Annotated in this window: 8 protein-coding genes; 7 read left to right on the top strand and 1 reads right to left on the bottom strand. The window is 46.7% G+C overall.

Translation table 11 applies throughout. The annotated features are described in order from the left end of the window. Nucleotides 1–299 precede the first annotated feature (299 nt). The 7 genes from QZ135_RS13505 to QZ135_RS13475 all read left to right on the top strand — a co-directional run bounded on the left by QZ135_RS13505 (nucleotide 300) and on the right by QZ135_RS13475 (nucleotide 6,634). Nucleotides 300–950 carry a hypothetical protein gene (locus QZ135_RS13505; RefSeq protein ID WP_294610099.1) on the top strand — a complete coding sequence of 217 codons (651 nt, stop codon included), beginning with the start codon at nucleotides 300–302 and terminating at the stop codon, nucleotides 948–950. Nucleotides 951–965: 15 nt separating this feature from the next. Next, a complete protein-coding gene (gene dnaB, locus QZ135_RS13500) occupies nucleotides 966–2,342 on the top strand; it encodes a replicative DNA helicase (protein ID WP_294610096.1) in 1,377 nt (458 codons plus the stop codon). Between the two features lie 138 nt (nucleotides 2,343–2,480). Then, nucleotides 2,481–2,981, top strand: coding sequence for an HU family DNA-binding protein (locus QZ135_RS13495; RefSeq protein WP_294610093.1), 501 nt, complete (start codon nucleotides 2,481–2,483; stop codon nucleotides 2,979–2,981). Between the two features lie 110 nt (nucleotides 2,982–3,091). Next, on the top strand, nucleotides 3,092–3,193 hold the full coding sequence (locus QZ135_RS13490) for a smalltalk protein (RefSeq protein WP_294610090.1): 102 nt from the start codon (nucleotides 3,092–3,094) through the stop codon (nucleotides 3,191–3,193). 13 nt (nucleotides 3,194–3,206) lie between these two features. Beyond that, nucleotides 3,207–3,680, top strand: a complete 474-nt coding sequence (locus QZ135_RS13485; protein WP_294610087.1) for an N-acetylmuramoyl-L-alanine amidase — start codon at nucleotides 3,207–3,209, stop codon at nucleotides 3,678–3,680. Nucleotides 3,681–3,758: 78 nt separating this feature from the next. Continuing rightward, nucleotides 3,759–4,238: a ferritin gene (locus QZ135_RS13480; protein WP_294610084.1), complete on the top strand. Its 480-nt coding sequence runs from the start codon at nucleotides 3,759–3,761 to the stop codon at nucleotides 4,236–4,238. A 140-nt stretch (nucleotides 4,239–4,378) separates the two neighbouring features. Continuing rightward, entirely contained in the window at nucleotides 4,379–6,634 is a 2,256-nt protein-coding gene (locus QZ135_RS13475; protein WP_294610081.1) for a HAMP domain-containing sensor histidine kinase, read from the top strand. Nucleotides 6,635–6,714: 80 nt separating this feature from the next. On the opposite strand, the gene kbl is transcribed toward QZ135_RS13475, so the two are convergent. Next, nucleotides 6,715–7,899, bottom strand: coding sequence for a glycine C-acetyltransferase (gene kbl, locus QZ135_RS13470; protein WP_294610078.1), 1,185 nt, complete (start codon nucleotides 7,897–7,899; stop codon nucleotides 6,715–6,717). Nucleotides 7,900–7,939 lie beyond the last annotated feature (40 nt).

Raw genomic sequence — 7,939 nt, 5'->3', positions numbered from 1 at the left:
CAAAAGTCCTGCAAATTGATTTGTAGAAGCGATGCAGAACGTTTTGCGGTTTTTAAAATTGAACTTTTTGCATATCTTTGACTAAGTATATTTTATGCGTTTGGTAGCCTAAATATACATAAAAGTTCTCTCATATCAGTGGATAGAGAGAACTTTTTTTCGAGGGGGAGCTTTTTAGTCAACCCCATTTCTTCTAATTTAATTATGTTATGTCCATTTGCTGGCACAAGCGTGGCGCAAAGGTACTTGCGTTTCATTGAATATCAGTGGAAAGGGGTGGCGCAAACGGTGTCAGGGATATGGCGCAGAAAAAAGTGTTAATTTGTAGAGTTTATCTGATAATGGAAAATAATTGGTTACGTGTAGGCTACGTCATGGTTTCAAGGGCGTTGCTGATGAGTATGTGTGAAAAGCAGGGTGCGGCAAATGGTGATGAAGAGGCGTTTCTGAGAGTGTTGACCCACGTGAATTACAAGACAAAGGTGGCGTGGTGTAATGGGGTGGAAGTGACCTGTGCCCGGGGTGAATCCGTTATCTCTTTTATGGGTTGGGCGGACATTCTGGGATGGAGGAGAGGACATGTCCGACGCTTCTTTGAGCGCTGCATTGCCGGCGGACTTATAGAAAAAGTACCGGGGAGTTGCCCCAGTCATATCCGCATTCCGGGCTATGATGCCTGGACGGGTAATTCCGGTGAAAAAAAGAGGGAAGAGAAGAAGGTAGATGAAGTCTTTGAACGGTTTATTGACAAGTATGGCGAAGTGACGCACATACGCATAGAGAGCAAGGCGTTGGTTAGGAAGTTGTGGAAAAAGCTTTCTACCCGTGAGCGGGAACTTGCCCTTGAGCGCATAGAAGACTACTATTACAGTCTGAACGACGTGCGTTATTGCCGGAGTGCGGCCAAATATCTGGATCTCAAAATCTTTAATGAAGATTTTACGAATTGAAAATGAAAAAGAACTATGGCTGAAATTCTGAATCCCCACGATGCCGACCTGGAAGAAGTCGTCCTCGGCGCCTGCCTGCTGGAAACGGCAGCCATGGCGCTCGTGGCCGACAAGCTCCGCGCCGAAATGTTCTACGAACAGAACAATTGCGAGATATTCTCCGCCCTGCTGGCTATGTATCACACGGGCCGGTCCATTGACATCATCACCGCAAAGAATGAACTTGCCGCCCGTGGCAAACTGGAAACCGTGGGCGGACCGTTCCGACTGACGCAACTGACTTCGCGCGTGGCTTCTTCCGCCCATTTGGAGCAGCATGCCGGTATCCTGCGTGGGATGTACGTGCGGCGGGAGGCTATCATCGGCATGCACCGATTGCTGGCCGCCGCCTCGGACGAGACGATAGACATAGCCGACACACTGGTGGAATTGCATAACCTTGCCGACCATCTGGAAGGTGAGGCGGCCTTTGCCGATTACCTGCGCGACATGGACCGGCTGATGCTGGACACCCTGAAGCTAATGGATGCCCGTGTGGCAAACAACCGGAACGGCATTACGGGCATTCCCACAGGACTCGCGGAGCTGGACCGACTGACGGCGGGCTGGCAACCGGGAGAGCTGATAATCATTGCCGCCCGTCCGTCGATAGGTAAAACGGCCTTTGGCTTGCATCTGGCTCTTACGGCAGGTCGCGCGGGCAAGTATGTGGTGGTCTATAGCCTCGAAATGCAGGGAGAGCAACTGGGCGACCGCTGGATAACAGCCGTTTCTGCCGACATCAATGCCAGCCACATGCGTACGGGGCTGATGACTGCCGATGAGCAGCAACAGGCTTTGGAAACTGCCCGTGAACTGGCACGCCTGCCCATCTATGTGGATGACAATCCGAAGATGGGGATGGAGCATATTCGTTCGTCGGCGCGGTTGCTGAAAGGCAAAGGTCGCTGCGACTGCATCATTATCGACTATCTGCAACTTTGTGAAATGGCTTCCGGGCAAAAGAACCGGAACCGCGAACAGGAAGTGGCGGAGGCAAGCCGCAAGGCGAAATTGATGGCGAAGGAATTGGGTATTCCGGTGGTTCTGCTCTGCCAGTTGAACCGTGAGTGTGAGGGGCGGGGCGACCACCGGCCTGCACTGAGCGATTTGCGCGAAAGCGGGGCGATAGAGCAGGATGCGGACCTCGTGATGTTGCTCTACCGTCCGGCTTTTTATGGAATACCGACAGAGCGTAAGAGTAAGTATCCTTCGGAGGGACTGGGAATGGTGATTGTGGCGAAGCATCGCAACGGGGAGACGGGAGATGTGTATTTCGGACACAATGCCAGCATGACGAAGATAGGGGAATATGTGCCGCCACTGGAATGGATGATGAGGAATGCGAAGTGAATGATAGATGAAAATAATTGTCGTTTTTGAAGTAAATAAATGGCGAAATACTTGACTTTTGCCTCTGGATGTTGTATCTTTGTGAAGTGCTTAATGATAAGCATTACAGAATGTTTTTTAACCTAAACCTTATTTTTTATGGACGTACTTGTAGAACGCTTTAAGCGTAGAAAAATCGTGAGTGATAAGAACTCGCAAATGTTGTTTTATCTTCGTCAGAAACCACGCACGTGCGGCACGGTGGATATTGATACACTGGCCGCCAGTATCCAGAAGAATTGTGCTATGACCAAGGGTGATGTGAAACACGTCATCGAGGCTATGGTGGAGGAAATCCAGATGAATCTTGCCAATGGGGACAAGGTGAAATTGAACCAATTGGGGACGTTTCACATGACTTTCCGTTGTCCGGGAGTGGTGAAATCGGATGATTGCACCGTGAGGAATATCAAACGGGTGAATATCCGCTTTGTTCCGGACAAGGAGCTACGCCTGGTGAACGGGACGACGGCTACTACGAGAAGCCCGGCCAATGTGACGTTTGCATTGGAGAAGCCGGACGATAAGGAAGGAGGCAGCTCGTCCGGAGGCAGTGGCTCCGAGGGAGAAGGAGGACTTGAAGGGGACCCGTTGGGATAGGCTCTAACGCCGGAGGCGTTAGAAATTAAAAATTAAAGAATTAAAAATTAAAGGCTGCGCAGCCAATTAATAATTGATATTTAAAAATTAATAATTAAACTCTCTTCATTATGAAAAAAACGACTTGGGACAAGATTTTGAAAGTAATTATTGCTGTGGCTTCTGCTTTGGTTGGCGTGCTGAGTGCACATGCCATGACGGGCATTCGCTGATAAATTCATAGTCATGCGAAACATTGATTTATTCGTCATTCATTGCAGCGCCACCCGCGCTGACCGTTGTTATACGGAATTTGACTTAACCACTGATCACCTGTGCCGGGGCTTCTCCGGCGCAGGCTACCATTTTTATATAAGGAAGAACGGAGATATTAAAAGCCTCCGTCCTGTTGAAAAGCCCGGAGCGCATGCGAAAGGTCACAATGCAAGCAGCATCGGGATTTGTTATGAAGGCGGACTGGATGCGAATGGGCGTCCTGCCGATACAAGAACTGATTTTCAGAAACATTCCCTTCGCGTGTTGGTCATACTGCTATTGCAGGATTATCCCGGCAGCAGGATAGTGGGGCATCGCGACCTTAGTCCCGACCTGAACCATAACGGTGAGATTGAGCCGGAAGAGTGGGTCAAAGAGTGTCCCTGTTTCAATGCAGCAAACATTCTGCGGGAAGCACCAGCGAATCCGGGATATTTTATATAAAAAATGTTATCAGATGAACAAAGTATGTGTGTCATTGTTACTTTTGTAATGATTTCAAATTAATTAAAAAATACGATTATGATTACTGAAAAATTACAGAATGCAATTAACGAGCAGATTACGGCTGAAATGTGGTCGGCTAACATGTATTTGGCTATGTCTTTCTATATGGAGAAAGAAGGTTTTTGTGGCATGGCACATTGGTTGAAGAAACAATGGGCGGAAGAAAATGAACATGCTTGTGCGCTGGCCGATTATGTAATCAAGCGTGGTGGTAAAGCCAAAGTTGATAAGCTGGATGTAGTTCCTAATGATTTCGGTACTCCGCTGGAAGTATTTGAACAGGTCTACAAACACGAACGTCGTGTATCTGAAATGATTGATAAACTGGTGGATGTGGCTGCTGCTGAAAAAGATAAAGCAACTCAGGATTTTCTGTGGGGATTTGTCCGCGAACAGGTAGAAGAGGAAGCTACTGCATCGGGTATCGTTGATATGATTAAGAAAGCTGGTGCTACGGGCATCTTCTTTGTAGATGTGAAACTGGGCGAACGTTAATAATCTTTTTGATATAAATTGCTAAGAAGGAGCTGCTTGAAAAATTCAAGCAGCTTTTTTTGTGTTCGTCTTTGTCGTTCCAATGTTTTGATTTACCTTTGCTTTACTTTAATAACACGTACCATGAATTACTATGCTGTATGAGTAAAACAAATTCTATATTACTCTTCTTGTTAGCACTGTCTTGCTTTTTTCTGAGTGGTTGCTCGGAGAAAGAAGTTGGAAAAGTGTTGGTTGTGCACTCCTACGAAGAAACCTATGCTGCTTATCCTGATTTCAATGAAATGATTGCCGGGTCTTTCCGGAAGAGAGGAGTTGATGCGGATATTCGTACGGTATATCTGGACTGTGAAGCTTATCAGGAAAAGGAGGAGCTTCTGCGGATGTATTCTTTACTGGACGAGGTTTCCAAAGACTGGAAGCCGGAGGTCATACTGGTCAATGAAGATCAGGCAACCTATTCGCTATTGAAGTGTGGGCATCCGCTGGTAAAAGAGGTATCTATTGTGTTCGGCGGAGTGAATTATCCCAACTGGCCGCTTATAAAGCAATATCCCAACGTGACCGGATTTCGTGATAAAATAGATTTCAGGGCGAATATTGAGGTTGTGAAAGAACTGTTCGGGAAGAAGATGCATCTTTTTACCCTCATTGATACCACTTATCTGGATAAACAGATAAGACAGGATGCCCGTGAACAGTTGGAAGGCACAAAGGTGAAAGGATTCATGAATTTTAAAGAATTGAACACCAGGGAGTGGAGGGAATTTGTGAAGGATGAGAACTATACCTATTTTGCGGGGATTGCTATCCGCGTCAAGGAAAATAATTCGGATGCCGGACTTTTGTGGAGTTTGAGCCAATATACGAGAGACAGGTGTTATCTTCAATTGAAAAGGGATTTCACAACTGTCAATATCGGTAATATTTGTTCCAGTCCCAGTCTGACGGCTATCAATGAAGGGTTTGGCTATGGCGAAAAACTATTGGGCGGCTATATCACTACTCTTTCTATACAAGTGGGGGAGATGGTGGGTGCGGCTGTCCGGATTTTGCGTGGTGAGAAACCTTTGGATATGCCTGTGGCAAATAGTGCTAAAGAATATGTGGTAGACTGGGATGTGATGGTGCAAAGAGGACTTTCAAAAGCGGATATTCCTGGGAAGTACTCCATTATCCATATCCCGTTCAGCAAAAATCATCCTTTATTGTGGGGAGGGATTGTCTTTTCGGTTGTAGTTTTGCTACTTACGTTGTTTGTCTTGTTGTTTTTTCTTTATCGGCGGGAGCAGGGGAGAAAAAAGAAAGCTCTCAATGCACTGGAAGATGAGAAGGAGACGCTGGCGCTTGCCATTGAGGGGAGCGATACGTATGCATGGAAGTTGGAAAATGATTATTTCATTTTCGAGAGTGACTTCTGGCAATCACAGGGGATGAGATCGAAGGTACTTACATTTGAGAAACTGATTAATTTTATTCATCCGGAGCATTGGGATGAGGTGCGGGAAAACTGGAGGAAAATATCTATGATTCGTAAAGTGGCGGTGCAGGTGCGTTGCGATTTTAACGGAAAAGGGTATCAGTGGTGGGAGTTCCGCTACAAGACCATTGCATTACCGGATGGAGGATATAAAGCCGCCGGATTGCTGCTGAACATACAGGATATTAAAGACCATGAACAGGAGTTGGAAGAGGCACGCTTGCTGGCCGAAAAGGCAGAGCTGAAGCAGTCGTTCCTGGCAAATATGAGTCATGAGATTCGCACACCGTTGAATGCGATTGTCGGTTTTTCTAATATTCTGGCGGCCGATGAAGATTTGGAACCGGATGAACGTTGTGAATATATCAAGACTATCAATAGAAACAGTGACTTGTTGTTGACATTGATCAATGATATTCTGGAACTTTCGCGACTCGAATCGGGGTACATGACCTTTGAATTTATGCCATGCGAGGTGACGGAACTGGTAGATGAAATTTTTCAGACTCATCAGGTGCTGATACCGGAACGCCTGGAATTCATTAAAGAGCAGGATACGATACCGGCAAAGATAAATGTGGATAAGGGGCGTCTGGTGCAAGTGCTTACGAACTTTCTGAATAATGCTTCTAAATTTACTGCTTCGGGGTATATCAAACTGGGATACCGCTATTTGCCCGAGACTTCGGAAGTGGCGATTTATGTGGAAGACACGGGTTGTGGCATTCCGCATGCCGAGCAGAAAATGATTTTCAACCGGTTTTATAAGCAAGATGAATTTTCGCAAGGTACCGGTCTGGGACTTTCTATCTGTCAAGTGATTATGGAGAAACTGCAGGGAAGGATTGAACTGTGGTCGGAGCAGGGGAAGGGGAGTCGGTTTACAGTGGTGGTAAAAGTAGTGACAAGCTACTAGCTACTAGCTACGAGTTGGCTGCGCTATACCTTCTATACACATAGCGCAGCAACTTGTAGCTCGTAGCTAGTAGCTTGTATCTAGAGTACTCCAAGCTTTTTCCCTACCTTAATAAACGCCTCAATGCATTTATCCAGATGTTCTTTCTCGTGTCCTGCCGAAATCTGTACACGGATGCGTGCCTGGTTTTTCGGAACTACGGGGTAGTAGAATCCGGTTACATAAATACCTTCTTCCTGCATGCGTGCTGCATAAACCTGAGATAATTTGGCATCATACAGCATCACAGCACAAATGGCGCTCTGTGTTGGTTTGATGTCGAAGCCGGCGGCTGTCATCTTATCGCGGAAGTAGTTTACATTATCTACCAATTTGTCATGCAGTGCATTGCTTTCTTTCAGCATCTTGAACACTTCGATACTTGCACCTATCACGGCCGGAGCCACGGAGTTGGAGAACAAATACGGACGACTGCGCTGGCGCAACAGGTCGATGATTTCTTTTGGTCCGGTAGTGAATCCGCCCATGGCGCCGCCGAATGCTTTGCCCAATGTGCCGGTATAGATGTCTACGCGTCCGTAAGTCTTAAATAATTCGCTCACACCATGTCCTGTAGGACCTACCACGCCTGCGGAATGCGATTCGTCTACCATAACCAGAGCGTCGTATTTCTCTGCCAGGTCACAAATCTTATCCAGTGGGGCAACATTTCCATCCATAGAGAACACACCGTCCGTCACGATGATGCGGAAACGTTGTGCCTGAGCTTCCTGTAAGCATTTCTCCAGTTCGACCATATCGGCATTGGCATAACGGTAACGTTTGGCTTTGCACAGGCGCACGCCGTCAATGATGGAAGCATGATTCAGGGAATCGGAAATGATGGCATCTTCTTCCGTGAATAACGGTTCGAATACACCGCCGTTGGCATCAAAGCAAGCAGCATAGAGTATGGTGTCTTCTGTCTTGAAATAATCGGAAATGGCAGCTTCCAGTTCCTTGTGAATGTCTTGTGTGCCGCAAATGAAGCGTACGGAAGACATGCCGTAGCCACGGCGATCCATCATTTTCTGGGCAGCGGCAATCAGTCGCGGATGGTTGGATAGACCCAGATAATTGTTGGCGCAGAAGTTCAGCACTTCTTTCCCTTTTACGTTGATAGCAGCTTGTTGTGCACTCTCAATCAGGCGTTCCTCTTTATAGAGTCCGGCCTCTTTAATTTCAGCAAGCGTGTTGCTGAGGTGTTCTTTCATTTTCCCGTACATAGCTTTATAATTTAAAAGTTTGTCTTCTTAATAGTAGACG

It is taken from the genome of uncultured Bacteroides sp., assembly GCF_905207245.1.
In the GTDB taxonomy this organism is placed as follows: Bacteria; Bacteroidota; Bacteroidia; order Bacteroidales; family Bacteroidaceae; genus Bacteroides.
The sequence above is the reverse complement of the archived record's forward strand: the minus strand, read 5'-3'. Positions and strand labels throughout refer to the sequence as shown.